Below are 25,063 nucleotides of genomic sequence, written 5' to 3'. Positions count from 1 at the left end.
AATAAGCAAAACGGTTAAAACCGTTTATATACAATGCTTTATAAAACAGTAGTCTTAGTTTGGAACTCGGTGTCTGATAGGTTTTGGTCTTAAAAATACAAAGATAGGTTACTAATTCATTACCGATTTATAAAGTAACCTTTCAGCATAACTGATTATATTTCAGTGTTTTGCGCTATTTTTCATATTCCCTTGTAAATCAATGTAATTTAATTTTAAACATTAAACATTTGAGTTATGGAACAGACAAAAAAATCCACGTTCAAGCTACTTTTCTACTTAAAAAAGAACGAGCCGAAAAAGAATGGTAATGCTCCTATTATGGCACGCATTACCATTGATGGGACACCTAAGACTTTGGGAACTAAGTTAGAAATCAACCTCAATAATTGGGATTTAAAGTACGGAAGAGTTGAAGGCAAGAGTGCAAAAGCACTAGGTATTAATCAAAAATTGGATAATATACGGGCACGTATCGATACCCTTTATGAAGATATGATGAAACACGAGGGTTTTGTAACGGCACAAAAGCTGAAACTTGCATTTCTAGGTGTTGGTGTAATGGAAGATTCCTTGCTGAAAGTATTTAAAAAGAATAATGATGATTTTGGAAAAATGGTAGTACAAGGAGAACGCTCCGAAAGTACCTACTATAAGTACAAAATTGTCTATAACCATGTTGCTGAATTTATTAAAAGCAGGTATCATCGTGATGACATGGCGTTCAGGGAATTGACGTGTGATTTTATCAGAGAGTTTGATTTCTTCCTTAGAATAGACAAAAAGTGCACACACAATACTGTTTGGGTATATACGATGCCACTCTATCGTGTTGCGGAAATAGCTGTCAAAAACGGTCTTATCAGGAAAAATCCTTTTGAAGATTATGAAATATCGATGAAGGAAAATGACCGTAGCTATTTACTTAAGGAAAACGTTGAATCCCTGTTATTACACAATCCTTCAAAACAAAATTATGAAATTGTAAAGGATCTTTTTGTATTCAGCTGTTTTACAGGACTATCTTATATAGATATTAAACAACTTAAAAGTACTAACATACAATCCTTTTTTGATGGTCACGATTGGATTATAAGCCGAAGACAAAAATCTGATGTTGCCTCTAATGTTAGGCTTATGGAAATACCCAAACGTATTATTGAAAAATATAAAGGTACTACCCGAAATGATTTTATTTTTCCTGTTCCAACTAATAAAATTTGTAATAGCTATATAGACAAACTTGTTCAGGAATTAGAGATTGTTACTGAACAAAAAGTTACTTTCCATACAGCAAGGCACACATTTGGAACAATGTTTTTAACAGAGGGCGTGCCTCTAGAAAGTCTTAGCAAAATGATGGGACATAAAAACATTTCAACTACACAGATTTACGCTAAAATCACAAGTCAGAAAATTAGTCAAGATATGGATTCGGTCTCACATAGGTTCAAAGCGATGGAAGATGCGTTTATACCATGACAGGTTGTCGTTATATTCTAAAAAAGCAAGACTTTTTGTTGTTTTTTAAATGGTGGTATTCTATTTGTCAGGTAATTAACTACTTAAATCAATTTATAGTATGCAAATAATTATACACACAAAAGATAATGATGCTTTATTCAAAGCTATCAATGCAAAAATTAGAAAAGGTGAGTTAAAAACCTGGGAGATTAAATTAAATAAGGATAAAGAGGTTCTTTATAATCACACTCCAGACCAATGGTCTGAGAAAGTTTTGCTACAACCTAAAGATCATACTAACGGACTTAAGATAGTTACCACCTATTGGTCTAAAAATCCAGCACCTGATGAAGCAACTAAAGGCTATATTATCGGAAGGTTTGTAGAAATCTTAATGGTTCATTTTAGAGAACATTTTTCAAAATTAGAAGTAATTTAGAAATTAACACATTTTCAAAAGCAGGATTTAAAAATCCTGCTTTTTTTATGCCCATACTTAATCCTCAAAAGCACATTTATTCCTCCAGCATCCATCCCATGCAATAAAAGAGCTTTGGTAGGATGACTTAATAAACCATACTGAAAACTATCCAATCTTATCCCTCAACAAGTATTTTCAGTACCGTTTACGTGGCTTCCAAAGCCACAATACTTTGAGATACTAAAATAAATTCTGCTAAATGTAATTGCAGGTTTTGTAATCATAAGGCCATTTCCTCAATGCCTTTTTCAAGTGCTTCCACATGATTTTTTATTCAAGAACCGATATGCTTTTTTGTTCCATTTCAAGAGCAAAGGTATTTCCGTGTTCTTAACGCAGGAACAAGGTCGTGCCTTCCTGGTTTGCAAAAAAATCTCCACCCATTCGGGTCGTATTTTCTTGACAAAACCTTGTTCCTGCTAAACACTAACCTTTTTATGCTCGTGAAACGAAACAAAGCATACTCCGGCTCTTTAGACGAATAAAAAAAATGTCAGAAATGAAAAAATACAGCATTGGAAATGGCAAAAGAGTGAAACGAAACTTCAGCACCTCCTCTCATTGCCGAATAAATCAAGGGAAAAATCAGAACAAAATTAATAACGCAAAAAAGTAGAAATCATGACCATTACAGGAAGACTGACAAGAGATGCGGAAGTACGCACAACGTCACAGGACAAACAAGTAGTAAATTTTTCAGTAGCGACCAACGACAGCTACCGTAACAAACAGGGCGAACGCATAGAGCAAACAACCTATTTCGACTGCTCCTATTGGATAACCCCGAATGTAGCCAAGCTACTCACAAAAGGCACTTTGGTAGAACTATCAGGACGAGTAAGCACAAGAGCGTGGACAGGTAATGATGGAGAACCAAGAGCAGGACTGAATTTCCATACCTCACAAATCAAATTGCACGGCGGTGGCAAAAAATCGGAAACGGCACAAGCTACCACAAACACAAACAACAATAAAGCAGAGGACGACCTCCCATTTTAACAACAAGTATTCAATCATTTTTTAACATCAAATTTTTAACATTATGGCACATAATATCAATTTCAACGAGAGAACAGGACGTTATTCATTTTTCAGCGTTCAGCAAAAAGCGTGGCACAACTTGGGGCAAATCGTAGAACAGTACCCGACAAGCGAGGAAGCTATCAAACACGCAGGATTAGATTACGAAGTCGTAAAATCCCCACTATTTACCAAAGGTTCGGGCATTATCGAAACAGCTAACGGCATAGAGATAGGCAGTAGTGAATTAGAAGTTCCTAACTATTTTGCCAACATACGCACCGATAACAATGCAGTGTTGGGAGTAGTCGGTAAGGATTACCACATTGTACAAAACCGTGAAGCCTTTAATTTCTTTGATGCTATTGTAGGTGGTGGCGATGGTATTCTGTACGAAACCGCAGGAGCATTAGGCAACGGAGAACGCATATTTATCACAGCCAAATTGCCCGATTATATCCGTGTAGGCAATGGCGACGATGTAACGGAAAAGTACATTTTCCTAACCACTTCGCACGATGGTAGCGGAAGTATCACAGCCGCATTCACGCCTATCAGAATTGTTTGTCAAAATACCTTAAACGCTTCATTACGCAGTATGACTAATGTTGTCCGCATCAAACACACTTCGGGAGCAAAACAACGTGTTGAGAATGCCCATAAGATTATGGGACTTGCCAATACATTTAGCAACCAATTAGAGGGCATTTTTAATGAGTGGGCAAAAGTAAAGGTAACAGACCAAGAGGTTAAAAAGCTAATCCAATTGGCACTTTGCCCGAATAAGGAAACCTTTGATTTGCTGAAAAAAGGTGCTATGGATGAAATTTCCACCGTATTCAAAAATACCGTTGAGGACGCATTTGCATACGCAATGATAAGCGATACACAGCAAATGGACACGACAAAAGGCACTTTGTTCGGAGCATACAACGCTGTTACAGGCTACTATCAGAACGTGAGAAATTACAAGAATGACGAAGCCAAATTACAAAGCATTGTATTGGGTGGTACTGCCCAACTCAAATCACAGAAAGCATTTGACTTGTGTAACGAATTTGCTTTAGACGGTGCGGAAATCCTAAATCTTAATTAACTAACTACAGGCTACCGCTTTAATCGGTGGTAGCCTACTAAAAACAAAAGTTATGGCAAATTGGTGCAGTAATACGGTTGTATTCGAGGGGAAACCCGAAGCAATCACAGCAATACAAGAACTTTTCCAATCAATGAAGGAAAAGGAAGAAAAAACCGAAGAAGGGCAGCTACCCGAATTTATGGAAGATACCAACGGTGGGTATTTCTTCAATATCTATTGGAACGAGGGCGATGAAGGGCAATTTCAATATGAAACAAAATGGTCGCCCAATATTGAAATTATTCAAAAGATATCAGAATACTACCAAGTGGATTTTGTACAGGACTATGAAGAAATGGGAAACCTTGTTTACGGGAGAGCAACTTATCGGGATGGCATACTCAGCGATATATTTTTGGGCGGTGATGATTTTGAAACCTACGAGCAGGACGAAGAAACAGACCTCTATCACTTTGAGGGCGAAGAATACGAAAGCGATTACGAGATATTGGAAACTCTTTTGGAACGTAAAATTACAACACTATGAAAATAATTGATTTAAACGGTTTCCAAATCGAAGTAACAGACCTTGACGAAGCTATCCGAATAACAGCAGATTACAAAGAATACCACCATGAAGACAAACGTTTTTCGGAGTTCGACAAAAGGCAAAAAGCCTATTGGAGGGATATGTATGAGAAACTGACAGCAATCAAAGAACAAGTAACAACACTTTAAAATTTTAGAACGATGAACACAAATTTTTTCAATCAGATACAGCAGTTAGACTTTACAGGAGTATTGCAACTGAACATTTCAAAAGGAATAGAAAGCAACCTAATTGTAACAGTATTGCTTAACAACGAACAATGCGGAGATAGTGCCAAAAACGGTATTCCCCCATTGACATTCAACGCCACACCCCAAGAGTTTGACGAGGGATTTTTTGAGCAGATAACAACACCGATACAAAAGGTATCGGGCTTAATGGTGGATATGGAAAAATTTCAAAAGCAACTTGATGAAGCCAAAGCACAATCGGCAATCGAGAAAGCAAAAACCGAAAAAGAGAAAAAAGAAAAAGAAGCCAAAGACAAGAAGTTTAAAGATGCAATGGCAAAGGCGGACGAGTTGGAAAAAGAGGGCAAATTCCGTGAAGCGTGGATAAAAGTTCCCGATATAACGGAGTTTCCCGAAAAAGCGGACGAGATACGCAAACGCAAAATATCATTGTCCGACAAGTTTGCAACACCGAGCCTTTTCGGAGCAACGGAAGAAGCACCACATGAATCGCCAGAGGAAGCAGTTACTGCCGATTATCCTATTGATGAAGCGGACGAAGAAGAATAAAAGTGTTAACCCCAGAATCAGAAAGTTATGTTATTAGCAACGCAATTAGAGCGAGTTTTCATACTCAAAGATAAAGGACAGGACATCAGACTGACCGACCCCGAACCACGTTGGAGCGTGGAAGCCGTAATGAATTTTTACGCCAATATGTACCCGATTTTGACAACCGCAAAAGTATCAGCACCACAAATAAAAGACGATGCAGTCGAGTACAAATTTGAGAGCGTAATGGGTACGAAAGGTTAAACCAAAATTTTAAAACGATGAATTATGCAGCGCAACATCATATCGGGAGTTATCAGCATACCCGAACAGAAACGACAACAGCAGTTACACCGACAGTTGGGCGAGTTCGCCAATTGGATGCAAAGACCAAAGGACGCCAACCAAGTGCAGAAAGACAAACAGAAATCCGTACCGATAGCAATGTTGCCAATGCTATTCTAAAATGTACATTTCTGCCTAAACTGAAAACAGCACAATCCGTACAGGCTTGTCAGAAAACGGAGAGGGATTTTTACAAGTCCCTTTCCCGACTTGCCGAGCATTACAGCATTGAGCCAATGCAAACCCAAGATTTTGAGTTTCCCTACAATATAACATTGTCTATGTGGGATATGGAAACTAAATTGAAGCGTACCAATATCAATTGGGATGGTTTCAAATTGATACAGAATAGCGGTAAAACCTATTTTGTGAGTGAGGAACGATACAATACAGGTACAACTTTGTACTATATTCCCATTAAGCCACTGTTTAAAATGCTCAAAGACCCGAAGCGTAAAAAGACCGCACAACTTTTACTGTCGGTATGCAGTTATCTGTACCACATCGTCCTAATTCCCTATTACAGGCAGGAAGAAAGTTATTTGTATTGGCTTTACGAAACGATGAATGATTGGGTGGAACAGGACGAGGAAACGGCAGAAACCGAAACCAACAAACGTGAGTTGAGAAATGCCGAATACATTGGCGATAAAATAGAACAAAAGCTATTCAACCACATCAATCTAAAGGTATTTGAAAAGCGTTTGAACCGATTTAAAAGTGTTGATACGTTCGATAGCGAATGTTGGAAAATTGCTCGCAATGCGTTTGCCCTTTATACTGAATATCCAAGCGAAAATATTTTCAGAAACGCAACATTGCCCGAAAAAGACCCTTATGATAATGACGAGAATGAAATAATCGGAATGGAAAAGTACATTTCATTTATTGCAGATATCAAAGGTTGGTTATACGGAAGCCTTTCCGATACCATCAACAATGAATTTAGCGAGTACGGAGCAATGGAAGAACCAACCATTTCCAAGCGATTTGACGTAAGTGAAATACCAACAACAAATCTCGATTTTGAGAACCGCCTGTTTGCCTTATTGGATGACCTCTGCACAATATTAGACGACTATAAAACAACAGAAAAATGAACATCGTAAACGACATCACCGAAAATTTTGGCACATTGTACCATCCGAAATCTGCTTTGGTTTTTTACGAAACCATAGGCACAAATACCGATGTGTATGTGGAGTATTTTGATATGGATAGCAACGGAACGCCTATCAATGCTCACCCATTGACAGTAAAAGAAGCCAATGTATTGGCAAAGGCTCTAAAGACCGATGAAGAAAATAGCAAAGCCTTTTTAAAGCCAAAGGGAATTTTGCCGACCAACATTCTGCATATTAATCCGAGCGAAAAAGGTACAGTGCTATGGTACACCAAAACACAGCAAAGGCAGATATATTTTGTAGATAGTTTAGGTATTTCCAACGGCAAGGCACAAGTACCGCCAATGCTATGGTTTGCCAATAAAAGCAGTCTTACGGTATTTGCTTTAGCAAACGACAGAAGACCCACCGAGAAAACGCCATTGTATTATGCACCTTTCTTCAATATCTACGAAAAGGGCAATGTATGTATGGGTACTGTGAGTATTGACATTAAAAATTCGGCTTCGGTTGAGGAATTTATACAGGCGTGGGAACATTATTTTTTCAATTCTTATTTCAGTCATTCATTATGCGAAAACTTAACGAAAAAAAACATTGTAACCCTTTGGAAAGACCTTATCAGCACAGATAAACCCTTTCCGAAAGAAGTATTAAAAAAGAATAACAAAACCCTTAAAAATCTATTGTGATGAATACGACAAAAACAGCAGTTCATTTTACGGACAACTATTTACTCAATCCTACCAATCCGATTTCGGTAAACCTTATCGGAGGAGGTGGTACAGGCTCAAAAGTATTGACCGCCTTAATGGAAATAAACGAAAGTTTGATAGCATTAGGACACGCAGGGTTGCAAGTCCGCCTTTGGGATGATGATGTTATCATGAGTGCCAATTTGGGCAGACAGCGTTTTGCAGAAAGTGAAACAGGATTATACAAATCCGTTGCTTTAATCAATCGTTGCAACCGTTGGGCAGGTACAAATTGGAAAGCTAAAACAGTAAAATTTGAAAAGGATAAGTTCGGCAGATTGCCCGAAGACGCAAGGGCAATCATTACTATTACGTGCGTGGATAATGTACAGGCGAGGTTTGGCGTTGCTGAAATTCTTAAAGAAATAAGCTATCGCAGATACTATCAAGATGTGCCAAAATATTGGTTGGATTTTGGCAATAGCCAAGATACAGGACAAGTAATACTATCTACTATCGGAGAGATAAAGCAACCCAATTCAGAGAAATACCAAACAGTGGCAAGCCTGCCATTTGTTACTGATGAGTTTGGCGAATTGCTGAAGCAATCCGAACAAGAGGATAACACGCCAAGTTGCTCACTTGCCGAAGCATTGGAACACCAAGATTTGTTTATCAATTCATCATTGACCCAAATGGGTTGTTCTTTGCTATGGAACTTGTTTCGCAGGGGAATGACCGAATACAAAGGATTTTTTCACAATCTGAAAGATTTCCGCACCCACCCGATAAAAGTTGCCTAAAAGCCTAAATCGGCGGGCAAAAATGCAATTCCTCGCTTCGGTCGGAAACGCATTTTTGCGGTTTAAAGCGGATGCAACCCCTTTGTTAAAATGTACCATTTCACAATTACCTTTCCTTACATTTTACCAAACAGGTTGCGAGTTTTTGCGTGGGATATTCATTATCCCATTTGTTGTATTTAGTAACGATTTCTTTTCACATAGCCATCAAAGAAAAGATTCTGTGTTGTAAAACAATTTTTTTTAGTTTTTTTGGTGTTAAATTGTGTACAATAACTATAAATTGTACTTTTGCACCACTCAATGAAAAGAACAGTACAAATATCATCCCAAGTTACTCCGCCTTGATCTTAGGCTAACTGTTATATTTCCCAATTTTAATTTATTGGCTTCTCTGTCGTACCCGAAGGTTTTGCTTTCGTGTACAAACTTTTCTATTTACATTTTTACCACTTTAAACATAAATTTTTATGCAGAAAATTATCAATTTGTTTGATTTCAAACAGAAAATTAATTACAAAAACGAAATTCTTGCGGGTCTTGCGGTGGCTATGACCATGATACCTGAGTCTTTATCCTTTGCTATTCTGGCAGGGCTTTCGCCTTTGACAGGGCTTTATGCAGCTTTTTTAATGGGTATTGTTACTGCAATTTTGGGAGGCAGACCCGGAATGGTTTCTGGGGGAGCCGGAGCAACGGTAGTAGTACTTATCGCATTGGCAGCATCACACGGTGTGGAATATCTATTTGCTGCGGTTATATTAGCAGGTGTACTGCAATTTTCAGTAGGAATTTTTAAACTGGGTAAATTTGTCCGCCTGATCCCACAACCAGTAATGTATGGTTTTTTAAACGGTCTTGCAGTAATCATTTTCATGGCACAGGTAGCTCAATTTAAAGTTGTAGAAAACGGGATAGAAGGTTGGATGCAGGGGCCGGCGCTTTATCTAATGGCTGGACTGACATTACTAACTATAGCCATCGTATTTATATTGCCAAAATTTACAAAGGCAGTTCCTGCATCTTTAGTAGCAATAATAGTTGTCTTTGGTATTGTATATTTTTTCGGCATCGATACTAAAAAAGTAATTGATATCGCCTCTGTAGGAGGTTCTTTACCTTCATTTCATATCCCTGCTATTCCTTTTAGTCTGGAAACATTGGAAATTATTTTCCCTTATGCCTTGGTAATGGCAGGGGTTGGATTGATTGAAAGTCTGTTAACGCTTAATATGGTTGATGAAATAACCAGCACAAAAGGACAATCTAACCGTGAGACTGCGGCGCAAGGTATAGCCAATATCACCAACGGTTTCTTCGGCGGAATGGGTGGATGTGCAATGGTTGCCCAAACTTTAGTGAATATCGGAGCTGGAGGAAGAGCCAGACTTTCTGCAATAGTTGCAGCTATAGCAATTTTATTAATCATTCTGGTTGCAGGTCCTGTAATCGAGCAAATTCCAATGGCGGCATTAGTCGGGGTGATGATGATGGTAGCTATAGGCACATTTGAGTGGGTCAGCTTTCGAATTATTAATAAAATGCCTCGTCACGATATTTTTATTGGTATGTTGGTAGCAGTTATAACCATAGTATTGCACAACTTAGCTTTAGCGGTTTTGATTGGTGTAGTCATTTCGGCTCTAGTATTTGCCTGGGAGAGTGCTAAAAGAATACGTGCAAGAAAATATGTAGATGAAGATGGTGTAAAGCATTACGAAATTTTTGGGCCGCTCTTCTTTGGTTCTACTGCCGCATTTATTGAAAAATTTGACTTACTAAATGACCCGAATGAAGTTGTAATTGATTTTAAGGAAAGTAAAGTAGTTGATATGTCTGCTATTGAAGCTTTAAATAAAATTACGGAGAAGTATCACAAGGAAGGTAAAAAACTACATTTACGTCATTTAAGCCAAGATTGCAGGCAATTACTTAAAAATGCAGAAACAGTTATTGATGTGAATATTATTGAAGATCCTACCTACAAAGTAATGACTAATAAATAGCATCGGAATACCCAAGTTTAATATTACAACTACAGCAATAATTTTTTTTAAAATTATTGCTGTTTAAATTTATTATCGTAATATTGCGATATATTTATTTTTATAAAACTGATGGGTGTCACAAAAACCGAAATTTTTACAGAACAGCAGAACCATTTAGCTAGTATTTTAAAGGCACTGGCTCATCCTGCCCGTATAGCTATACTGCAACATATCATTAAACAAAATGCCTGCATCTGTAATGATCTTGTAGAAGAATTGGGATTGGCACAAGCGACAATTTCACAACACTTGAAAGAGCTGAAAAATATTGGTATCATTAAAGGAAATATAGAAGGAACTAGTGTATGTTACTGTATTAATGAAACAGTCTGGAATGAGATTAAGAAGGAACTCAATAGCTTTTTTGTCGAGAATGTAAATAGTAAAGAATGCTGTTAAGCTTTTTTTAACACCAAATCATCGTAACATTGCAATATAACATTTATTGAGTTAATATCAGAAATATGAAGCTATCAAAAATTAAAGAAATCCTGCCAACATTAGTAAATGTTGGATTTCAATTAGAAAACGGAACCTTAGTTCCAGAACATTTCCACGTTACCGAAGTGGGACAAATTACTAAAAACTTTATAGACTGTGGTGGCGTAATCCGTTCGGAAAAAGTTGTAAACTTCCAATTATGGAATGCAGACGATTTCGAGCACAAATTAAAGCCAGCTAAGCTATTAAACATCATCAAGCTATCCGAAGAAAAATTGGGCATAGAAGATGCGGAAATTGAAGTGGAATACCAAAGCGAAACGATTGGTAAGTATGATTTGGATTTCAACGGAGAGACATTTGTACTGAAAAATAAAACAACAGCTTGTTTGGCTCAAGATGCCTGCGGTATTCCTTCCGAAAAAGTAAAGAAAAATTTGGCGGAACTGCCTGTAAATAATGCTAATGCTTGTACTCCAGGTGGCGGATGTTGTTAAAATTGAATTTTTATGTTTTCAAAAATCATTCATACAGATAATTCAAAGACAACAATCATAATCCGACTGATTGTTGGAGGTGTTTTTTTATCGGAGGGCATTCAAAAATTGCTGTTTCCTGCTTTTCGGGGAGCCGGGCGGTTTGAAAAAATTGGCTTGCCATCTCCTGAATTTCTTGGAAGTTTTGTAGGCATATTTGAAATCCTTTGCGGAGCACTTATTTTGCTCGGGTTGCTTACAAGGTTAGCAAGTATTCCGCTCATCATCATTATGCTTGTTGCCATTGCCACGACCAAAACATCTATTTTGGCTAATGAGGGTATTTGGGAATTGCTGCACGGCAGCCGTACGGATTGGGCGATGCTTTTGGGAAGTATGTTTTTGTTAATCAAAGGTGGAGGTAATTGGTCTATTGATAAAATCGTAATGAGAAATGGAGCGTGATATTCAAATAAAGGAAATTGCCAAGCTCTTTCTCAAGCTCGGTTTTATTGGTTTTGGAGGTCCCGCGGTTCATATTGCTATGATGCAGCAGGAAGTTGTTGTCAAAAAGAAATGGATGAGCGAACAGCATTTTTTGGATTTGTTGGGAGCTACTAATCTCATTCCTGGCCCCAACAGTACAGAAATGGCGATACACATCGGCTATGACAAAGGCGGTTGGAAAGGATTAATCTTTGCAGGGTTATGCTTTATTTTACCTGCGGTTTTCATTACCGGGATATTTGCATGGTTGTATCAGCAATACGGACAATTGCCCGAAGTACAGCCCTTTATTTACGGTATCAAACCTGCAATCATCGCTATTATCATAGGAGCTGTTTTTCCATTAGCAAAGAAATCTGTCAAGTCCACATTCTTGGCGGTTGTAGGTATTCTTGTTTTGGTACTGTCATTATTCGGCATTAGTGAAATCTATTTGATGTTTGGAGCGGGATTGCTGGCAATGGCCTTGTATTACCTTCAGGATACAAAAAATACGCTCCAAAGTTTTATCCCGCTCGCATTCTTACAAATCGCACAAAGCCCCTTACTGTCTGAAACAAATACCAAATTATTTTGGATATTCCTGAAAATTGGTGCTATCCTCTACGGAAGCGGTTATGTTCTTTTCGCCTTTTTAGATACGGAATTAGTTGCAACGGGCTTACTCACCCGGCAGCAATTAATGGATGCTATTGCTGTTGGACAGTTTACCCCAGGTCCTGTTTTTTCTTCAGTTACGTTTATTGGCTATCAAATCAACGGACTATCCGGAGCAGTTATTTCTACGATTGCTATTTTTCTGCCGTCGTTTATTTTAGTAGCATTGCTAAATCCCTTGATGAAAAAAATGCGCCAATCTAAAGGACTGTCCATTTTTCTCGATGCGGTCAATGTGGCATCTGTTGCAATCATAGCCGCTATTTGTCTTACAATTGGCAAAGAAACTATTACTGATTGGCGGACGATATTAATTGCAATGATAAGTGCGATCGTAGTTTTCAAATTCAAAAAAATAAATAGTGCCTTTGTGGTTATTGGAGGAGCATTATTAGGGTATTTATTTAATCTTATCTAAAGTTATCTTAAACAAAATATTTAAACAATAAAAATTAGACAAAATGAAAATAGCATTATTCAGTGATATTCACGCCAATTTACCTGCATTAGAAGCATTTTTTGAAGATGTTGAAAAAAGAAAACCAGACAGTATTTATTGTTTGGGCGATTTGGTGGGCTATAATATTTGGCCAAACGAAGTGGTAAACGAAATCCGTAAAAGGAGAATACCAACCATTGCCGGAAATTACGATTTTGGCATTGGCAGAATGAGCAACGAATGCGGTTGTGCCTACAAAACAGACAGTGAAAAAGATAACGGAAATATTTCTATTTCATTCACAAATTCTTTGATGAAAGATGAAGAAAGAGCGTATTTGCGTACACTTCCAGCCCATATCAAAGTAGAATTTCAACTGAATGAAGATAAATTGAATTTGCTGTTGGTACACGGAAGTCCGAGAAAAATAAACGAATATCTTTTTGAAGACCGTGAGGAAAAAAGTATGCTTCGCATTATGGAGCAAGCCGATGCAGACATTATGTGCTTCGGACACACACACAAACCTTATCACAGAGTTTTAAATTCGGGTATTGACGGTCAAAATCATTTCCGACACGCCATTAATATCGGTTCGGTTGGTAAACCGAAGGACAGCGATGTAAGAGGCGGTTATGTAATGCTTACGATTAATGAAAACAGTTCTGTGTTGGATAAAGATAGTATCAGTGTAGAATTTATACGCTTTGATTATGATATTGAAAGGGCTGCAAAAGCAGTTGAAGAAAGCATTTTACCAAACGAATACGCAGAAAATTTAAGAAGAGGTTACTAATCTAAAATTTATAAAAATGGAATTTCCAACCGATAGAAAGTATTCAAAAGAACATACCTGGATAAGCATACAGGACAACACAGGTACAATAGGCATTACAGAATTTGCGCAAAGTGAATTGGGCGAAATCGTATATGCGGATTTACCAAACGTTGGATATAGTTTTCAGCAGGACGAAGTATTCGGCTCTGTTGAAGCAGTTAAAACGGTCAGTGATTTATTTATGCCTGTTTCGGGTAAAATCACTGAAACGAACGAACTACTTTTGAAAGCACCCACACTCATAAACGACAATCCTTATAAAGACGGTTGGCTGATTAAAATTGAAATAAAAGACATTACAGAATTAGAAGATTTATTGACATCAAACCAATATAAAGAACTTACAAATTAGCCATGCAACCAAAATTAAAATTCTTAGACAGATACCTTACTTTATGGATATTCCTTGCAATGGCAATTGGCGTGGGTTTGGGGCATTTCTTTCCCAATATCTCCAATGTAACCAACAGCTTATCTGTTGGTACTACCAATATTCCATTGGCAATAGGATTGATATTGATGATGTATCCCCCCTTGGCAAAGGTTGATTATTCCTTATTGCCCAAGGCATTTAGAGATAAAAAAGTAATTGGCATATCCTTATTGCTCAATTGGGTAATCGGCACGGTATTGATGTTTGGATTAGCGGTTTTGTTTTTACGTCACGAACCCGATTATATGACAGGCTTAATTCTTATAGGTTTGGCAAGATGTATTGCCATGGTCATCGTCTGGAGTGACTTAGCTAAAGCAAACAGAGAATATACAGCTATGTTAGTTGCATTAAATAGCATCTTCCAGATATTTACTTACAGCTTTTTAGTTTGGTTATTCATCAACGTATTACCTGCAAAATTAGGATTAGCCAATTTCAATGTAAGCGTATCCATGAAAGATGTTACCGAAAGCGTATTGATATATTTAGGTATTCCATTCCTGGCAGGTTTTTTAAGCCGTTACTTCCTTGTAAAATCAAAAGGTATAGAATGGTATAACCGAAAATTCGTCCCCGCAATATCGCCAATTACCTTATACGCTTTATTGTTTACGATAGTATTAATGTTCAGCTTGAAAGGCGATAAAATACTGGAATTACCAATGGATGTAGTAAAAGTAGCCATACCGCTAATCATCTATTTTGTGTTGATGTTTTTCGTGAGCTTCTTTATCAATAAATCTCTTAAAGTTCCTTACGACAAAAACGCATCCATCGCATTTACAGCCACAGGAAACAATTTTGAATTGGCAATAGCCGTAGCAATATCGATTTTCGGCATTCATTCGCCACAGGCATTTGTGGGTGTTATCGGCCCACTGGTAGAAGTTCCTGTACTCATATTATTGGTAAGGGCAAGTTTATGGTTAAAGGAGAAATATTATAGTAAAAAAGACTGAATTTAAATTTCAGTCTTTTTACCCTTTCTTCTACTTGATAAATTCAAAATTACATATCCTAAGATACCCGCAATGAGTGATGTTATTAAAACAGATAGCTTGGCCTCTTCAATGAAAACCTGATTGTCAAATGAAAGCATAGATATAAATATGGACATTGTAAAACCTATTCCAGCTAATAATCCTAAGCCAATAATGTGAATAAGGTTACTGTTTGCAGGAAGTTGACCTATCCCTAACTTAGAACATATCAAAGAGGTTGCAACAATGCCAATGGGCTTACCAAAAATTAATCCCAGTGAAATACCTAAACCTAACGGGGAAGTCAGTCCTTCTATCATTTCCTGATGAATTGTAATATTTGTATTGGCGAATGCAAAAATGGGAATAATTAGAAAATTTACCGGTTTTACAAGTGCATGTTCTAGTTTCTCTAACGGAGATTCAACTTCTGTATCATTGGTTGGCAAGGTCATAGCTACCAGTACACCTGCTATAGTGGCATGAATGCCAGAATGATGCACAAAATACCATATAAAGACTCCTGGTATTAGATATAGATAGGGATTTTTAACATTAAAACGGTTCATCAAAATCAGTACTAGCATTCCAATTCCGGCATAGCCTAGATAGCCTAACTCAATTCCGGATGAATAGAAAATTGCAATGACTAAAATTGCAATCAAGTCATCCACAATCGCTAAAGCCGCTAAAAATATTTTTAAACTGGTTGGTACTCTTTTGTCTAACAGCGAAATTACGGCCAATGCAAAAGCAATATCCGTAGCCATAGGAATACCCCAGCCGGAAGCTGTTTCACTACCGGAATTAAAACTTACATAAATCAATGCGGGTATTACTGCTCCACCGATAGCAGCAAGGATAGGCAAAATAGCTTTCTTGGGAGAAGAAAGTTCTCCTTCAACAATTTCTCTTTTAATTTCCAGACCTACCAACAGAAAAAAGATTGCCATCAATCCGTCATTGATCCACATACTTACGGAATAATTGAGGTGTATGGCTTCATTTTCATAACCCAGTTTTGTATCCAATAAATTTTGTAATGGGAGAGCAAGTGATGTATTTGCTACTATCAATGAAATCACTACGCATAAAAAAAGGAGAAAACCTCCAAAATTGCTTGATTGTACAAAGTCTTTAAAAACCTTTAGATTGATTTTTTTCGGCATATTTATCTGTAAAAATTAAATATCGCAATATACCAATAATGTTGCGAATGAGCTAGCAAAAGGGATAATTACTGCTTAAATTACAGAATAAATCTTTTCCTATTATGAAGAATATGGCTGAAATAAAACTTATTAATAAGTTAGTAGAATGAATTACTTTATTCACTATGAAAATCATTATTAAAATATTCCTGTGCAATATTTGCTACTCCCACACTAAAATATCTTCCGCCATTGATAACAACTTCAATGGCTTTCTTGAAATCGTCTGCATCGCTACCAATGAGCAAATAACCTGTAAAACCAATTTCAAAAAGAGGTTTTACGACTTTTTCAGCATCAATATCACTATGAGCAATAAGCTTTATTGTTGGATATTCTGTCCTTAATTCTTGAATCTGTGCCATCACATTCCTGTCGTAAAAATCAAGGTCAATAATACTAACATTGGGAGGTTCATTTAATTCTGATAATTGCGATAGTCCATCTTCAATGCTTTCCGAACGAAATAAGACTTCAGTTCCTGAAGCGACAAGGTCTTGGCAGATACCATCTAAAATAGGGCTTTTGTCGTTGATAAATGCGAGAGTGATTTTTTGTTGTGCTGTACCAGTTTCCATAATATTGTCAGATTTTGAGTTAATGGAGTTTCCTGCACAAAAAGAAAGCGCAGGCAACTTACACTTACCGCACATTGAGGTACTGGTATACCCGACAACGAATAAGCGAGCGCCCACGCCTATGGCATGAGCGTTCTTCCTTATTGTCCCGTTGTCTAAAAATTACCAGTTTTCAATGTGGGACTTAAAGCAAAAACACTTTAAGTATTTCTATATTTAATAAAGCAAATGTACGAATGTTACAGATTATATACAATTATGAACAAGGGGCAACAGCAATTTTGTAAATTTACAACAAAAGGAAGCAAATGTTTAGACATAAAGGCAAAGGTCGTACTTATACGCACAACCTAAAATTAGCCTCAATATTATCCGGTGTAGCAGGTGTCGTAAACATTACCGGTGTTTTAGAATTACATACGCTAACTACTAATGTAACAGGTCATTTTGCTTTTTTTTCTGAGGAACTTGTTTTAAGAAATTACAGAATGGCTTTTGCATATTTATTTTACATTTTGTTTTTTCTGTTTGGAGCGTTTGTTTCAAGTCTTCTTATGGAGTGGGTTTCAAAATACAAACCACAAACACCTTATATTATACCCATATTCCTTGAAATAATCATATTATTGGCGGTGAGTTTTTCAGCATTTTTACTACCGAATGAATATGCCAGGTTTTCAATTCTATTATCGTCAGCTCTACTTTTTTCTATGGGATTACAGAATGCATTGGTAACGAGGGTATCCCAATCGGTGGTAAGAACTACCCACCTAACGGGTTTGTTCACGGATCTGGGAATAGAACTGTCACAGCTGTTCTTTTACAGAGATCGGCCAGAACGGATACAGTTGAATAAAAGTATATTCTTAAAGCTGGCAATCATCTGTTGTTTCTTTTTGGGTTGTATAATAGGTGGCTTTACTTATTCATATCTTGAATTAAGAACTCTTTTGCTTCCGGTAGGATTGTTAATTTTCGCTTTATGGTATGACCGGTTATTGTTTCGGTACTATTATCTGAAAAGAAAGTTCAGAAACCATCATTGACCGTATTCTTCCCGGTATAGTTCTCTTCCAGTATCCTTACCAGATCTGTTTCATTATAGATTATCTTACCCCCAATTTGTATAAATGGCAGGATATTATCATCACGATATTGCTGTAAAGTCCTTTTGCTGATATGGAGTAGCCTACACACATCTTCGCCCGACAAGTAGATTTCTCCATTCATTACAGGACGATAGTTTTTCAATATTTCTTCAATACGGTTTCTCAACAGCATTATCATTTGCTGTTGTTCGATTACTTCTTCAGCTTCATTCGTCAGTAAATCCATTGTATTTGATATTATACGGTTGTCCGACTCCGAGTAAAGCCTGTACATCCGAGAGTTTGTAATAATTCTTGCGGTTCAGTTTGGAATAAGGCAACAATCCTTTGTCTTTATAGGTCTGCAATGTCCGTTTGGTAATACCCATCATCAGGCACACTTCCTGGTTATCCAGCCACTTTTCTTTGTTGAAAATCGGTACATATTTCCGAGTGGCATTTTCGGTCAATTCCAAAAGTGCTTTCAGTTCCATTTTCATCCCGTCCAATACGGACTTTTGTATTGCGATAACTTCCATTATTTGCTCAATTTTGCTGTGGAAGTCGAATTTATCAAGGATTTGTAAAGGCTTGGAAAATGTGGTATTGATTGGCTTTGAAAGGCAGTATTTGGCATAAAGCTATATTTGCCGTAGGCTTTATTTCGTAAATTTGCGTGTTAGTAGTAATTAAGATAACATGAAATACAAAATAGATAATATTAAAAAAACAGAATATAAGGAAGTGGTCGATATTTGGGAAGCATCTGTTCGAGCAACACATCACTTTTTGAAAGAAGAGGATATTCAATATTTTAAACCACTTATCTTAAATATTTATCTAGATGCTGTTGAATTGAAGTGTGTAAAAAATGAGGAAGGTCGAATAACTGGTTTTCTTGGAGTAGCTGATCAAAATTTGGAAATGTTATTCATTCATCCAGACTATAGAGGTAAGCAGATTGGAAAAATATTATTGAATTATTCAATTGAAAAAATGAATGTAAAAAAAGTGGATGTGAATGAACAAAACGAACAAGCAGTAGGTTTTTATAAAAAATGTGGGTTTGAAACAAAAAGTCGTTCGGAATTGGATTCATCGGGAAAACCGTATCCCACTTTACATATGGTATTAAAAAATTAACTACTGTTAATACCCATTGTGCAAGATTATGAATTATGTGGTAAATTGACGTTTGCTTTCCACAAGAAATTTAGTAACAGAAAATACTTGTTTACGAAGCATATAACCTGCAAAAAAGAACTAACAATAGTTCCAATGAATGATAACGATACAAAACGACTTTCCAGACTGACTGCAATTCTAACCCAATTACAGACAAAGCGACTAATTACAGCTAATCAATTAGCCGAAAAATTTTCGGTTAGCACCAGAACTATCTATAGAGATATAAAAGCATTGGAACAAGCGGGAGTTCCTATTCTGACAGAGGAAGGAAAAGGCTATACCTTGATGGAAGGTTACAGAATTCCGCCCGTAATGTTTACCGAAAGCGAAGCCAATGCGTTAATAACTGCCCAAAAGCTTATAAATAAAAACAAAGATGCTTCATTTGTAAAAGATTATTCGGAAGCCATCAATAAGATCAAATCCGTTTTACGTACCAATACCAAAGACAAAGCAAACTTGCTCTCCGACCGAGTTGTATGCAGGCAAAATACAGGCGTTAACCGAACAAGCAATTTTCTATCGACCTTACAATTGGCCTTAACAAATTTCAATCTTGTAAAGATTAAATATCATTCACCGGATACAAATCAAACAACGGAAAGAACCATTGAGCCTTTTGCTATTTACAGTACACAAGACAACTGGATACTTATTGCTTTTTGCTTGTTGCGAAATGATTTCAGAGCCTTTCGACTTGATAGAATTCAACACCTTACAACACTCAACGAACAGTTTGAACCCCATAAAATGACCTTGCAGGAATATTTTGAAATCTGTAAGAAAAAATATTCTTCGTGACCCTTGACATAAGGTTGTCGCAACCCCATTTTATTTTTGTGGTTGAACTAAAATATTTCAAGAAATGGAAAAATTAACTATTGAGTCTTTTAAAGTAATCGGTATTTCGGTAAGAACCACAAATAAAAACAATCAGGTCGCAAAAGATATTGGGGATTTGTGGGGTAGATTTATAAATGATAAAGTTCTGGAAGCAATTCCGAACAAAATTGACAATACTATATATTCCATTTATACGGATTATGAAAGTGACCATACTAAGCCTTATACGACCATACTGGGTTGCAAAGTGAAAAATTTAGACACTATTCCTGTCGGAATGGTAGGTAAATCAATTAAGGGTGGAAACTATGTTAAATTCTCAACCAAAGGAGATTTAATGAAAGACTTAGTCATAAATAAATGGTTTGAAATTTGGGAAATGGATCTAAATAGACTGTTCACGGCAGACTTTGAAGTATTTGGTGAGAAAGCACAAAACCCAGCAGATGCAGAGATAGATATTTTAATTGCAATAAAATAAATAAAATGGTTGAAAAGCTTCACAGTTTTTACTTGGATAAAGAAGAACCCAACAAGAGTTGCTTACTTGCGTTAAGGGACATTATTCTTAATCAGGATACAGCTATTGATGAAACCAGGAAATGGGGAATGCCTTGCTTCTGCTATAAGAAAAAAATGTTTTGCTATTTGTGGATAGATAAAAAGACTGAAGAACCCTATATTTTGATGGTTGAAGGAAAATATCTTAGTCATCCCGAATTGGAAGAAGGTAATCGTTCCCGAATGAAAATTTTTAGAGTTAATCCTAATAAAGACTTACCCATAGGAACAATTGAGGGCATTTTACAAAAAGCATTGGACTTATATAGAACAGGCATAATAAAATTAAAAGATTGACCAATAGAAAAGCTGACCTAATTATTTAATTTGAACAGAAGAACACTTTGTCAGAAAGCAAAAAACCGACCTGTAACAGTCGGTTTTGCTTTTATATAAGTAATATTAATCGCTACTGTTAAACTCAAAGCTCAATTGCTTTTCATTTCCAAAGCTGTCCGAAATCCAAACCTCAAAAGATTGTGACACGGCAGATGTTGAAGTGTAATACAAGCGAAACTGCTCTGTGGGCAATGGGTATAAATCGTTCGGTAAATACGGTTGCTCATCGTAGTATTGCAAGGTTCCTTGTCCGTCAAACTGAAAGTAACGGAGAAAATACTGCGTGTTGCTGTAATTGCCTGTACGCTGTATAGTAATGCGTATTTCTACCGTCTGCCCATTGGCTACATCTTTTGGAACTGGCATCACGTTTACCTCAAAAGGAAAATTGTTCTGTATTTCGAGTTCATCATCTTTGCTACAAGATACCAAAGAAACCGAAGCTGTGAGGATTGCCAGCATTACATATATCGGCAGTAATCCTATTCTGAATTTATTGAAGATTGCTATCATTGTTTTTACGTTTTAAAAATTAAACCTTAATCCCACACCTGCGGATGGTCGGAACCGTTGCAAATCCGTACCCCACAAAACCTTTGTACGTCCTTGCAGGACTAACACAAATCGGTCGGACAGGTGTGTTTCAAATGTGAGGCGACCGCCTGCTCCGTAGATGAAATTATCCTCGCTCAAAATCTTTGCCCCGTCATATAACATCGTTTCGCCACGATTGATACTTTCGTAACCGACTACGCCTGTTATTCCGAAGTTCAGCGTAATGTTTTTACGGGCATCGCCCAAGAGGAAGAAACTGTAACCGCCCTCGGCAGTATAAGTTTCCTGTGGTATGCGAAGGTCTTTGTAATCGTGGTATTGGTGCGTGTATTCCAATGCCCAAAGCTGATAGTTACCATTCTTGCTGTTTACGGTCATACCGATATTGATATAATAATCATTGCCGATTTTATCATCAGATAATACACCTGCACTTACTTCCAGTCCTTTCTGTTTTGGAAGCATTCTTTGTGCCTGTGTAACCGTGATGGCCATAAAGATGAGCATCAGGGTATAGATATATTTTTTCATAAAATTGCTTTAAAGGGTTATTAAAATTTCAGGTGCATATCGTTAATCAAACGAGCCTTGATTAAATCGCAGTTTTCTATCTGAAGTGTTTGATGCCTGCCCCCGTTTTTCTCAAAAATCTCAATCAGCAGTATCTTATCATCGGCAATGGTAAATTGGTCTAACAGAAAAACGTTTTGTTCGGTTAGTTTTCCGCCAATCTCGTCCAAAGGTTTGTAAGTTCTAAGCGGTATTATCGGGCGTTCCTGAACTACGGTACGTTTTGCCACCTTTTTATCCACCACTTTGAAATTCACAAAATCAATCTGAAACGGCACATTGGTACGGTTTCTCAATTCCGTGTGGAAATAGTATTTGCCGTTGTGTATGTAGATACCTTTGAGGATAAACTGAATACCGAAACTCTTAGCCCCGATATGCTTTACAATGCGTTTGTCCTTTTTGTAAATGGTTTCCAATAACAAGCCTGCCAGCGATGGCGAATTGTTGCCCAATTCCTCAAAAAGCACATCGTTACCGTTGGCTTTATCCACTGCCTTTTGCATTGTGAGCAAGTCATAGCTCAATGCTTCGGGATAGGAACTGTAATACACATTGAAACTGTAAAAACGTCCGTCATTCGTAATGACTGAAAAATTGGTTTCAGGTTCAAAATCCCTTACCGTTGCTTTTACACGCAACACGTTTTCCGCATCTTCCGCTTTCCCTGCAATCAGGTATTCGCTACCCAAATCCACATAGCGTATAGCAGTGGGGAAAATCAGGTGTGATGTCTTATTGTAGGTCACTTCCATTTTATACGGTTCTATCTTGCCCAACGCAAGCGGAGTTCTGATGCTATCCTGTGCATAAGATTGTACGGCAAAGCCGAGTATCAGGGCAATTGCCCAAAAGGTTTTTAAATGATTTTTCATTGTTTTATTTATTTGAGTTCAACATTATTTTTTAGATACAAGGAAGACCTGATGCCCTGCTTTTAGGGCAACTTTGGGTGTGCGTACTTTTTTAGCGAAATAGCCCGAAATACCCTGCACCACGCCACGGCTTAAATCAGCAGCAACCTGTTGTCCGGCATTCTGCGTGAGCATTATGCTTGTTCCCGAAGTCTGGCTCATATTGCCCGCCATTTCAGTAAGAGCGTTCATTTCGGGCGAATACGGAACGTACAAACCTTGCTGTCCGTCCAAATCGTAAATAGTAATATCAACCGGAATGATGTTTCCCTCCAGTTCTATGGAGGTAATTTTTAGCTGTAATCGACCTCCCTGAAATTTGGCATTTGCCGTTACAATCGTTCCTTTTGGAATGGCTCGTTGTGGCGTTTGGGCAGGCTCTAACAATCGTAAACGCACACCCGTTTCGCCAACTACTGTTTGAGCATCGTGTATGCAGGCTTTTATACTATTTTTAGGCTGTATCACCTGCTCCACAGAACCGGCGGTATAAAAACCACGGTTCTTTGTTTGGCTCCAATCGGCTAAAAAAGCACTGTCCGTAGGCTCACGGTACAGGGCTGATACGGTATTCTTTCTTGCAGGCGTAAACGATACAAAATGCTCTTTTTGGTTAGTACCCGCAGCACTAACAGCACCCGGAACAGCACCATTAGCAGGTGTTGCATTTTCAGTAGTCGTATTTTTCGGTAGATACTTTGCTGCCATTTCATAGGATTTCTCCATTAGTTTAAGTTGGTCATCTACGGTGGCAACAGGTGGCACATCTTTTTCAGCCAGCTTTTCTTTCATTTCGTCCAATTGCCTACGAAGTTCCATTGTTTCCGAGTTGTTATCCTGATAAAATGAACCTAATGTGCTTTGTGCATTGCGGTAACTGCTCAATGCAGGATTGCCGTTTCTTCCCGAGCTTCTGCCACCTCCATAGCTGTTGCTTTGATCTTCTTCAGGAAGTTGTTCATCAATCGGCTCTTCTCTGTCTTCGGTATTCCAATAGTCAGAAAGCGTAGTTAAAGCATTCCGCTTTTCCTGTTCTTTGCTTTCCAGCATTTCCTGCTCATACGCCTTGCCTTTGTCGGCAGGCATTCCGGCTCCGGTAGCTTCTGGTACTGCATCGTTCAGCCCAATGTTTTCAATCGCTTTTTTATCTTCGGACGGTTTAAATATGAGGTACATACAACCCACGAAGACAATCGCCATTAAACCGAAGATTAAGGGCTTTTTGAGCTTCTCCTTATTATTCTGTGTGCCGTCTTGCAACACATCAGTGGTTGCTGTCGGGTTCCCCTCCGTTACCCGAACAACCGATTTTTTGTTCTCATTTTCTTTCATAAATCTTATTTTTTAGAATTGTTGATAATGTGTCCTGTAATCTTGCAGGGCTTTCACTTTTTTTGAGGACAGGGTTTTCGATATGCTCAATAATTATATCGTTACCGGATTTTGAGGTATCGTACATTACTTTGCCAATCACTGCCATGGTAAGCAGCAGGTAACCTACAAAGAAGTACAGCGTATATTGATGCTGTTTTCGTAGGGGTAACTCCCGCCAGCGTTCGTCCAGCTTGTCAAAATATCTGTCCATATTTGCTCTTAATTTTTTCATACCTTTTTCTGTTTTAGAGCTTGAAACGTTTAGGGCTTTTACCTGCCTTTTGTTTTTGTTCATCATTGACCAAAGCGACTACCTCAGCCGCTTTGGGTGCAGATATTACAGACAGGTTTGTCAGTTCCGATTTTTTCAGCAGTTGTCCGAATTGGTCTTTCCTTGCCACCTCCATTTTATTGAGAGAGAATTTCCCGTTCAGGTATTTTACCCACATACTGCATTCTACACGGGGCTTGTCATCGCCCGACCATTGCAGGTAGCCTGTCAGCAATAAATCCTGCTTGGACAAACTATCTTTACCTTTTTGGCAGCTTTCGAGGTAATCGCTGATACTTTCTTTCAACTTTCCGGCATACGCACCTTGCGTATGGAAATAGCCGTTATATCCTTTGTCGGTAAGGATTTTTGCAAACGTGTTTAAATCTGATAATGTTTCCATAAGA

General features: G+C 37.7%; 34 protein-coding genes. 24 read left to right on the top strand and 10 right to left on the bottom strand.

Features of this window, described 5'->3' with window-relative positions; genetic code table 11:
* Positions 1-237 precede the first annotated feature (237 nt).
* The 19 genes from DU508_RS16810 (at position 238) to arsB (ending at position 15,143) form a co-directional block, all read left to right on the top strand.
* Positions 238-1,482 carry a site-specific integrase gene (locus tag DU508_RS16810; protein ID WP_055133657.1) on the top strand — a complete coding sequence of 415 codons (1,245 nt, stop codon included), beginning with the start codon at positions 238-240 and terminating at the stop codon, positions 1,480-1,482.
* A 100-nt stretch (positions 1,483-1,582) separates the two neighbouring features.
* On the top strand, positions 1,583-1,903 hold the full coding sequence (locus DU508_RS16805; RefSeq protein WP_055133656.1) for a hypothetical protein: 321 nt from the start codon (positions 1,583-1,585) through the stop codon (positions 1,901-1,903).
* 663 nt (positions 1,904-2,566) lie between these two features.
* Positions 2,567-2,944 (top strand): single-stranded DNA-binding protein, encoded by a 378-nt coding sequence (locus DU508_RS16800; RefSeq protein ID WP_055133655.1) that lies wholly within the window; start codon positions 2,567-2,569, stop codon positions 2,942-2,944.
* A gap of 43 nt (positions 2,945-2,987) precedes the next feature.
* Complete coding sequence (locus DU508_RS16795) at positions 2,988-4,061, top strand: DUF932 domain-containing protein (RefSeq protein ID WP_055133654.1); 1,074 nt, start codon at positions 2,988-2,990, stop codon at positions 4,059-4,061.
* 52 nt (positions 4,062-4,113) lie between these two features.
* Positions 4,114-4,590: a DUF1281 family ferredoxin-like fold protein gene (locus tag DU508_RS16790; protein WP_055133653.1), complete on the top strand. Its 477-nt coding sequence runs from the start codon at positions 4,114-4,116 to the stop codon at positions 4,588-4,590.
* On the top strand, positions 4,587-4,781 hold the full coding sequence (locus DU508_RS16785) for a hypothetical protein (protein ID WP_055133652.1): 195 nt from the start codon (positions 4,587-4,589) through the stop codon (positions 4,779-4,781). The genes DU508_RS16790 and DU508_RS16785 overlap by 4 nt, the downstream gene beginning before the upstream one ends.
* 12 nt (positions 4,782-4,793) lie before the next feature.
* Positions 4,794-5,393: a PRTRC system protein E gene (locus DU508_RS16780; RefSeq protein ID WP_055133651.1), complete on the top strand. Its 600-nt coding sequence runs from the start codon at positions 4,794-4,796 to the stop codon at positions 5,391-5,393.
* 27 nt (positions 5,394-5,420) lie between these two features.
* The gene (locus DU508_RS16775; RefSeq protein ID WP_037438461.1) at positions 5,421-5,639 is read left to right on the top strand and encodes a PRTRC system protein C; all 219 of its coding nucleotides are present in this window, start codon (positions 5,421-5,423) and stop codon (positions 5,637-5,639) included.
* Between the two features lie 17 nt (positions 5,640-5,656).
* The gene (locus DU508_RS16770) at positions 5,657-6,820 is read left to right on the top strand and encodes a hypothetical protein (RefSeq protein WP_055133650.1); all 1,164 of its coding nucleotides are present in this window, start codon (positions 5,657-5,659) and stop codon (positions 6,818-6,820) included.
* The gene (locus tag DU508_RS16765) at positions 6,817-7,536 is read left to right on the top strand and encodes a PRTRC system protein B (protein WP_055133649.1); all 720 of its coding nucleotides are present in this window, start codon (positions 6,817-6,819) and stop codon (positions 7,534-7,536) included. Before DU508_RS16770 ends, DU508_RS16765 begins: the two co-directional genes overlap by 4 nt.
* On the top strand, positions 7,536-8,342 hold the full coding sequence (locus DU508_RS16760; protein ID WP_115403936.1) for a PRTRC system ThiF family protein: 807 nt from the start codon (positions 7,536-7,538) through the stop codon (positions 8,340-8,342). The genes DU508_RS16765 and DU508_RS16760 overlap by 1 nt, the downstream gene beginning before the upstream one ends.
* Positions 8,343-8,812: 470 nt before the next feature.
* Complete coding sequence (locus tag DU508_RS16755) at positions 8,813-10,348, top strand: SulP family inorganic anion transporter (RefSeq protein WP_034727262.1); 1,536 nt, start codon at positions 8,813-8,815, stop codon at positions 10,346-10,348.
* Between the two features lie 111 nt (positions 10,349-10,459).
* Positions 10,460-10,789: an ArsR/SmtB family transcription factor gene (locus DU508_RS16750; RefSeq protein WP_002978307.1), complete on the top strand. Its 330-nt coding sequence runs from the start codon at positions 10,460-10,462 to the stop codon at positions 10,787-10,789.
* Between the two features lie 65 nt (positions 10,790-10,854).
* Complete coding sequence (locus tag DU508_RS16745; protein WP_034727258.1) at positions 10,855-11,328, top strand: DUF6428 family protein; 474 nt, start codon at positions 10,855-10,857, stop codon at positions 11,326-11,328.
* Between the two features lie 12 nt (positions 11,329-11,340).
* On the top strand, positions 11,341-11,772 hold the full coding sequence (locus DU508_RS16740) for a DoxX family protein (protein WP_034727255.1): 432 nt from the start codon (positions 11,341-11,343) through the stop codon (positions 11,770-11,772).
* Positions 11,762-12,889 (top strand): chromate efflux transporter, encoded by a 1,128-nt coding sequence (gene chrA / locus DU508_RS16735; RefSeq protein ID WP_034727253.1) that lies wholly within the window; start codon positions 11,762-11,764, stop codon positions 12,887-12,889. The genes DU508_RS16740 and chrA overlap by 11 nt, the downstream gene beginning before the upstream one ends.
* Before the next feature lie 43 nt (positions 12,890-12,932).
* Positions 12,933-13,706 (top strand): metallophosphoesterase family protein, encoded by a 774-nt coding sequence (locus DU508_RS16730; RefSeq protein WP_034727251.1) that lies wholly within the window; start codon positions 12,933-12,935, stop codon positions 13,704-13,706.
* Between the two features lie 16 nt (positions 13,707-13,722).
* On the top strand, positions 13,723-14,100 hold the full coding sequence (gene gcvH, locus DU508_RS16725) for a glycine cleavage system protein GcvH (protein WP_034727246.1): 378 nt from the start codon (positions 13,723-13,725) through the stop codon (positions 14,098-14,100).
* Between the two features lie 2 nt (positions 14,101-14,102).
* Positions 14,103-15,143, top strand: a complete 1,041-nt coding sequence (gene arsB / locus DU508_RS16720) for an ACR3 family arsenite efflux transporter (protein WP_034727244.1) — start codon at positions 14,103-14,105, stop codon at positions 15,141-15,143.
* 2 nt (positions 15,144-15,145) lie between these two features.
* Here arsB and nhaA read toward each other — a convergent pair whose 3' ends face one another.
* Together nhaA and DU508_RS16710 are read right to left on the bottom strand one after the other, a co-directional pair.
* Positions 15,146-16,333, bottom strand: a complete 1,188-nt coding sequence (gene nhaA, locus DU508_RS16715; protein WP_034727241.1) for a Na+/H+ antiporter NhaA — start codon at positions 16,331-16,333, stop codon at positions 15,146-15,148.
* A 158-nt stretch (positions 16,334-16,491) separates the two neighbouring features.
* Positions 16,492-16,953, bottom strand: coding sequence for a response regulator (locus DU508_RS16710; RefSeq protein WP_115403935.1), 462 nt, complete (start codon positions 16,951-16,953; stop codon positions 16,492-16,494).
* 308 nt (positions 16,954-17,261) lie between these two features.
* On the opposite strand from DU508_RS16710, the gene DU508_RS16705 reads away from it, so the two are divergent.
* Entirely contained in the window at positions 17,262-17,999 is a 738-nt protein-coding gene (locus DU508_RS16705; protein WP_034727234.1) for a YoaK family protein, read from the top strand.
* On the opposite strand, the gene DU508_RS16700 is transcribed toward DU508_RS16705, so the two are convergent.
* Both DU508_RS16700 and DU508_RS16695 read right to left on the bottom strand, forming a co-directional pair.
* The gene (locus DU508_RS16700) at positions 17,983-18,288 is read right to left on the bottom strand and encodes a helix-turn-helix domain-containing protein (protein WP_034727231.1); all 306 of its coding nucleotides are present in this window, start codon (positions 18,286-18,288) and stop codon (positions 17,983-17,985) included. The genes DU508_RS16705 and DU508_RS16700 overlap by 17 nt on opposite strands.
* Positions 18,269-18,580, bottom strand: a complete 312-nt coding sequence (locus tag DU508_RS16695) for a helix-turn-helix domain-containing protein (RefSeq protein ID WP_034727230.1) — start codon at positions 18,578-18,580, stop codon at positions 18,269-18,271. Before DU508_RS16695 ends, DU508_RS16700 begins: the two co-directional genes overlap by 20 nt.
* Positions 18,581-18,740: 160 nt before the next feature.
* On the opposite strand from DU508_RS16695, the gene DU508_RS16690 reads away from it, so the two are divergent.
* The 4 genes from DU508_RS16690 (at position 18,741) to DU508_RS16675 (ending at position 20,930) form a co-directional block, all read left to right on the top strand.
* Positions 18,741-19,184 carry a GNAT family N-acetyltransferase gene (locus DU508_RS16690; RefSeq protein WP_055133647.1) on the top strand — a complete coding sequence of 148 codons (444 nt, stop codon included), beginning with the start codon at positions 18,741-18,743 and terminating at the stop codon, positions 19,182-19,184.
* An 18-nt stretch (positions 19,185-19,202) separates the two neighbouring features.
* Positions 19,203-20,030 carry a helix-turn-helix transcriptional regulator gene (locus DU508_RS16685; RefSeq protein WP_233509659.1) on the top strand — a complete coding sequence of 276 codons (828 nt, stop codon included), beginning with the start codon at positions 19,203-19,205 and terminating at the stop codon, positions 20,028-20,030.
* 64 nt (positions 20,031-20,094) lie between these two features.
* A complete protein-coding gene (locus tag DU508_RS16680) occupies positions 20,095-20,553 on the top strand; it encodes a GyrI-like domain-containing protein (RefSeq protein ID WP_055133646.1) in 459 nt (152 codons plus the stop codon).
* 5 nt (positions 20,554-20,558) lie between these two features.
* Entirely contained in the window at positions 20,559-20,930 is a 372-nt protein-coding gene (locus tag DU508_RS16675) for a DUF1801 domain-containing protein (RefSeq protein WP_055133645.1), read from the top strand.
* Between the two features lie 105 nt (positions 20,931-21,035).
* Here the strand turns inward: DU508_RS16675 and DU508_RS16670 are convergent, their stop codons facing one another.
* The 6 genes from DU508_RS16670 to DU508_RS16645 are packed head-to-tail and all read right to left on the bottom strand — an operon-like array spanning position 21,036 to position 25,059.
* Complete coding sequence (locus DU508_RS16670) at positions 21,036-21,485, bottom strand: DUF3872 domain-containing protein (RefSeq protein ID WP_076553435.1); 450 nt, start codon at positions 21,483-21,485, stop codon at positions 21,036-21,038.
* Between the two features lie 12 nt (positions 21,486-21,497).
* Complete coding sequence (locus DU508_RS16665) at positions 21,498-22,058, bottom strand: conjugal transfer protein TraO (protein ID WP_076553436.1); 561 nt, start codon at positions 22,056-22,058, stop codon at positions 21,498-21,500.
* 20 nt (positions 22,059-22,078) lie between these two features.
* Entirely contained in the window at positions 22,079-22,972 is an 894-nt protein-coding gene (gene traN, locus DU508_RS16660) for a conjugative transposon protein TraN (protein WP_076553437.1), read from the bottom strand.
* 24 nt (positions 22,973-22,996) lie between these two features.
* The gene (traM, locus tag DU508_RS16655; protein WP_076553438.1) at positions 22,997-24,343 is read right to left on the bottom strand and encodes a conjugative transposon protein TraM; all 1,347 of its coding nucleotides are present in this window, start codon (positions 24,341-24,343) and stop codon (positions 22,997-22,999) included.
* Positions 24,330-24,617 carry a nitrogen regulatory IIA protein gene (locus tag DU508_RS16650; protein ID WP_076553495.1) on the bottom strand — a complete coding sequence of 96 codons (288 nt, stop codon included), beginning with the start codon at positions 24,615-24,617 and terminating at the stop codon, positions 24,330-24,332. Before DU508_RS16650 ends, traM begins: the two co-directional genes overlap by 14 nt.
* A 13-nt stretch (positions 24,618-24,630) precedes the next feature.
* Positions 24,631-25,059 (bottom strand): hypothetical protein, encoded by a 429-nt coding sequence (locus tag DU508_RS16645; protein ID WP_076553439.1) that lies wholly within the window; start codon positions 25,057-25,059, stop codon positions 24,631-24,633.
* Between the last annotated feature and the right edge of the window lie 4 nt (positions 25,060-25,063).

The sequence above is a fragment of the Pedobacter chinensis genome, from assembly GCF_003339865.1.
GTDB lineage: Bacteria > Bacteroidota > Bacteroidia > Sphingobacteriales > Sphingobacteriaceae > Pedobacter > Pedobacter chinensis.
This window is presented reverse-complemented; position numbering and strand designations above follow the sequence as displayed.

Coding starts and splice junctions, on each gene's coding strand:
- chrA (WP_034727253.1), top strand. CDS start 11,762: ATGGAGCGTGATATTCAAATAAAGGAAATTGCCAAGCTCTTTCTCAAG.
- DU508_RS16760 (WP_115403936.1), top strand. CDS start 7,536: ATGAATACGACAAAAACAGCAGTTCATTTTACGGACAACTATTTACTC.
- DU508_RS16805 (WP_055133656.1), top strand. CDS start 1,583: ATGCAAATAATTATACACACAAAAGATAATGATGCTTTATTCAAAGCT.
- DU508_RS16800 (WP_055133655.1), top strand. CDS start 2,567: ATGACCATTACAGGAAGACTGACAAGAGATGCGGAAGTACGCACAACG.
- DU508_RS16785 (WP_055133652.1), top strand. CDS start 4,587: ATGAAAATAATTGATTTAAACGGTTTCCAAATCGAAGTAACAGACCTT.
- DU508_RS16650 (WP_076553495.1), bottom strand. CDS start 24,617: ATGAAAAAATTAAGAGCAAATATGGACAGATATTTTGACAAGCTGGAC.
- DU508_RS16755 (WP_034727262.1), top strand. CDS start 8,813: ATGCAGAAAATTATCAATTTGTTTGATTTCAAACAGAAAATTAATTAC.
- DU508_RS16810 (WP_055133657.1), top strand. CDS start 238: ATGGAACAGACAAAAAAATCCACGTTCAAGCTACTTTTCTACTTAAAA.
- DU508_RS16665 (WP_076553436.1), bottom strand. CDS start 22,058: ATGAAAAAATATATCTATACCCTGATGCTCATCTTTATGGCCATCACG.
- DU508_RS16645 (WP_076553439.1), bottom strand. CDS start 25,059: ATGGAAACATTATCAGATTTAAACACGTTTGCAAAAATCCTTACCGAC.
- DU508_RS16730 (WP_034727251.1), top strand. CDS start 12,933: ATGAAAATAGCATTATTCAGTGATATTCACGCCAATTTACCTGCATTA.
- DU508_RS16770 (WP_055133650.1), top strand. CDS start 5,657: ATGAATTATGCAGCGCAACATCATATCGGGAGTTATCAGCATACCCGA.
- DU508_RS16765 (WP_055133649.1), top strand. CDS start 6,817: ATGAACATCGTAAACGACATCACCGAAAATTTTGGCACATTGTACCAT.
- DU508_RS16795 (WP_055133654.1), top strand. CDS start 2,988: ATGGCACATAATATCAATTTCAACGAGAGAACAGGACGTTATTCATTT.
- DU508_RS16740 (WP_034727255.1), top strand. CDS start 11,341: ATGTTTTCAAAAATCATTCATACAGATAATTCAAAGACAACAATCATA.
- traN (WP_076553437.1), bottom strand. CDS start 22,972: ATGAAAAATCATTTAAAAACCTTTTGGGCAATTGCCCTGATACTCGGC.
- nhaA (WP_034727241.1), bottom strand. CDS start 16,333: ATGCCGAAAAAAATCAATCTAAAGGTTTTTAAAGACTTTGTACAATCA.
- DU508_RS16710 (WP_115403935.1), bottom strand. CDS start 16,953: ATGGAAACTGGTACAGCACAACAAAAAATCACTCTCGCATTTATCAAC.
- DU508_RS16750 (WP_002978307.1), top strand. CDS start 10,460: ATGGGTGTCACAAAAACCGAAATTTTTACAGAACAGCAGAACCATTTA.
- DU508_RS16690 (WP_055133647.1), top strand. CDS start 18,741: ATGAAATACAAAATAGATAATATTAAAAAAACAGAATATAAGGAAGTG.
- traM (WP_076553438.1), bottom strand. CDS start 24,343: ATGAAAGAAAATGAGAACAAAAAATCGGTTGTTCGGGTAACGGAGGGG.
- DU508_RS16670 (WP_076553435.1), bottom strand. CDS start 21,485: ATGATAGCAATCTTCAATAAATTCAGAATAGGATTACTGCCGATATAT.
- gcvH (WP_034727246.1), top strand. CDS start 13,723: ATGGAATTTCCAACCGATAGAAAGTATTCAAAAGAACATACCTGGATA.
- DU508_RS16780 (WP_055133651.1), top strand. CDS start 4,794: ATGAACACAAATTTTTTCAATCAGATACAGCAGTTAGACTTTACAGGA.
- DU508_RS16775 (WP_037438461.1), top strand. CDS start 5,421: ATGTTATTAGCAACGCAATTAGAGCGAGTTTTCATACTCAAAGATAAA.
- DU508_RS16680 (WP_055133646.1), top strand. CDS start 20,095: ATGGAAAAATTAACTATTGAGTCTTTTAAAGTAATCGGTATTTCGGTA.
- DU508_RS16675 (WP_055133645.1), top strand. CDS start 20,559: ATGGTTGAAAAGCTTCACAGTTTTTACTTGGATAAAGAAGAACCCAAC.
- DU508_RS16700 (WP_034727231.1), bottom strand. CDS start 18,288: ATGGATTTACTGACGAATGAAGCTGAAGAAGTAATCGAACAACAGCAA.
- DU508_RS16790 (WP_055133653.1), top strand. CDS start 4,114: ATGGCAAATTGGTGCAGTAATACGGTTGTATTCGAGGGGAAACCCGAA.
- DU508_RS16745 (WP_034727258.1), top strand. CDS start 10,855: ATGAAGCTATCAAAAATTAAAGAAATCCTGCCAACATTAGTAAATGTT.
- arsB (WP_034727244.1), top strand. CDS start 14,103: ATGCAACCAAAATTAAAATTCTTAGACAGATACCTTACTTTATGGATA.
- DU508_RS16705 (WP_034727234.1), top strand. CDS start 17,262: ATGTTTAGACATAAAGGCAAAGGTCGTACTTATACGCACAACCTAAAA.
- DU508_RS16695 (WP_034727230.1), bottom strand. CDS start 18,580: ATGGAAGTTATCGCAATACAAAAGTCCGTATTGGACGGGATGAAAATG.